We start from the raw sequence: 3,041 nt of genomic DNA, 5'->3' as shown, positions 1-3,041 counted from the left end.
GGAATGCGTCTCCGGCGCGGCGGCCGCTTCCGCGAGGTATTGCTCGCGTCCGTCGAGCATCCATCGCCATATGGAATCGCGCCAGAGACCCACGCGCTGCTTTTCGATGTCCGTCTGGGCGGCCGTAACGGCGCGGTTCATGACCGCTTCCAGCCCCGCCATCCGTTCGGAGGTCCCAAGGTTTGCCCACGCGGTCTGCCTGGTCTGCCGCGGGTCGTCCGGCGGATAATTGGCCGGGTCGCACGCGATGCGTTCCAGAGTCAGATAGAACTCCTTCATCGGTTCCGCGGCGGCGCCGAAATACAGGGTGAAGAACTCGTCGATCAACCCGTCCACGTCAGCGGACGGATCGTCCCACAGCTTGGCAATTACGTAATGTTCCAGCTGGTCCTGCTCGCCGCAGATGAAGATGCCGCGTATGCCGTCCTCGATGAACATGCGCATGGCGCGCGCGGTTTCGTGCACCATGACGTTGGGGAAGCATTTCCAGCCTTCGATTAACGCCGGCTCCATGGGATGGTGGTAGTAATTCCAGAGGAAGATGGGCGCGCTGGTCTGCCGCAGCCAGCCCCGGTACAAGCGCATATCATTCTCGCGCATCGGCGCGTTGATGGCGTAGGCGCAGGTGTGCAGACATGGCGCGATGGACACGTTGGGTTCGAGCGCAATCGTCCCCGGCGGAAACGCGTAGTTCCAATACGCGAGCGTGGCGATGTATTTGCCCGGGTGCGTTTTCGCGACCTCGCGCGCCACGGCGTTGACGAAGGAGAACCAGTAGTCGCTGATCTCGCCGCTGCTGAAGAAGCCGGTTTGCTGACCGCGGCCCAGTTTCAAGAGGTCGCGGCAACGCTCGCAGCGGCAGTACTTCGCCACGTCCTCGGGCACTATGGCGTAGTAGTCGCCCATGGCCTTGAAGCCATCGGGCAGTTCGCCCTTGCCGTCGAAGAAATCGCGGGCCATCTGGGCCAGTCTTTCCACCAGCGCGGGGCTCGTGTAGCAGAGGTTCATGCCGTTCGCGATGCCCTTCGCCTGATACGCGGGGTCGTTCAGTACGGCCGCGATAGTCTGCCGGTGAATCGTGTGGTTGGCGGCCCATTTCTCGCCGCCCGCGCGCATGCGCCGCCACCATAACTGCAGTTCCTGCGGCGTGAACGCGCCCCATTGACCCTTGAGAAAAGGCCAGTTTCCGCTGACCATGCCGTCGCGGTGTTTCAGGGCGGGCGCGCGCCGCACATCCTCGCCGGACGCAACCAGCGTTGTCCTCGCGGGCAGGACTTGGTGCGCCGCCGCCGGGCCGTACCACCGGACACCGCAGAACCGTTCCAGGAAATCATAGGCCGCGTAACATGTCGCCTGTTCGTCGAAGATGCCCGGCAGTTCCATCTCGCCGGTGGACCGCTCGGGATATCCCACCGTCCGCCAGTAATCGACGTGGTGGCGCACTTGCGCCAGCGTCCCGCCGGAGATGCCCCGGCCAAGCTCCGCCCGATTCCGCTCCGTGTCGGTCCAGTCGCGGCCCAGCAACACCAGCGTGCCGGGGCGGAACGCGATTACATACTCCTGCGCGGCGAAGTCCTTCGAGTCGAACCCGAGCGCCCGCGCCGCCGCGCTGTCGCCAGCGAGGATGCGGCTGCCCGGGCATTCATGTGGCTCGTTGACAATGGGAATTTCCGCGCCGGTCATGCGCAGGACGTGGCTCTGGATTTCGAGCGCGGCCAGCCGCGCGGCGGGCGTGGGCTGCTCGCCCAGCACAATGCCGCAGGCCGGTCTGCCGTCTTCCACAAGGACAAACGGTTCCTGTTCGGCGGAGACGGCGCAGGCGAGGCACAGCGCGAAGCCGATAGCGGCGCGCGCGCGACTTGCGCGGATAATAACGTTCATAAAAAACCCATATCATTTAAAAACAGCGCATCACCACCCATTATCAGACGCCGGAAACAGGTAATGACGGTAAAAACCGATGAATCACCTTGCATTACGGCGCATTGATACGGAAAATGTTGCTCTGCGAGGAGCTCGCCTCGCGCGTGAAGTAGATATGGTCCGTCGAGGACCAACTTGGCTGGCGCTCGTGTGCGGGCGTCGAGGTCAACTGGCGCACTTCCGTGCCGTCCGTATTCATGACCCAGAGGTCGAAATTCCCGGTCCGTTCCGACGCGAACACGATGTGCTTGCCGTCGGGCGACCAGCAGGGATTCTCGTCGTCTTTGGGGTCGTTGGTCAATTGCGTCTGGAGTCCGCCGTCGGCGCTCATGACCCATACATCCTTGTTCTTCGTGCGTCGCGAGACGAAGAGCACGCGCGACCCGTCGGGCGAATAGCGGGGCTCGTCGCCTTCCGTCAGCAGGCGCGGCGTGTTGGCCTGCGCGGCGGCGTCCGCCACGACGACATTCATCTTCTCGCGAATCTGGATGCGCTTATAGGGGCCGGTCACGAAGAGCAGCCCGCCGCTCTTGGGCGCGTAGGACGGCCACTCCTCGACATCGCCGCGGTCGGTGATTTGCAGGAAGCCCGAACTGCCGTCGCTGGCCATCTCGTAGAGGTCGCCGTGGCCGGTGCGCCGCGACGTGAAGATGACCTTCTTGCCGTCGGGCGACCAGCACGGCTGGCGGTCGTCCTTTTCGCTCTGTGTCAATTGCACGACGCCCGCCTCGCCGAAAGTCACCGCGTAAATGCAGAAATCGCCCGTCCGGTTAGACGCGAACACGAGCCGCTTTCCGTCCGGCGACGCGGCGGGGTCCACGTCGCGCTTGTCGCCGAACGTGACTTGCACGGCGTTGTCCTGCGCCAGCGCCGCCGCGGTCAGCAGCAGCACGACGGCCGCCGCGAAAAAGACTGCATGGGTCCGATACGTCTTGCGCCCGCTCATAACCCGTCTCCTTCCAGTTGGTGGGTGGAACGCTCAGCCTATCAACGCGGCCGAAGCCTGTCAAGAGGCCCGCTCGGCGCGGGGTTCCCTTTTGCCGCCTATTCCCGATATCTTGAACGGAATCGGGGTTCAATTGTTGAAGAAGCAGGGAACGTTCTCGAAAACAGTCTAG

At 63.7% G+C, this 3,041-nt stretch carries 2 protein-coding genes; both read right to left on the bottom strand.

Annotation, left to right across the window (positions count from 1 at the left end):
* The coding region (locus KA184_23810) for a DUF4838 domain-containing protein (protein ID MBP8132618.1) at positions 1-1,881 on the bottom strand (1,881 nt) is incomplete at its 3' end.
* 94 nt (positions 1,882-1,975) lie between these two features.
* The gene (locus tag KA184_23805; protein MBP8132617.1) at positions 1,976-2,869 is read right to left on the bottom strand and encodes a PD40 domain-containing protein; all 894 of its coding nucleotides are present in this window, start codon (positions 2,867-2,869) and stop codon (positions 1,976-1,978) included.
* Between the last annotated feature and the right edge of the window lie 172 nt (positions 2,870-3,041).

The organism is Candidatus Hydrogenedentota bacterium, assembly GCA_018005585.1.
Taxonomy (GTDB): Bacteria; Hydrogenedentota; Hydrogenedentia; order Hydrogenedentales; family JAGMZX01; genus JAGMZX01.
The sequence above is the reverse complement of the archived record's forward strand: the minus strand, read 5'-3'. Positions and strand labels throughout refer to the sequence as shown.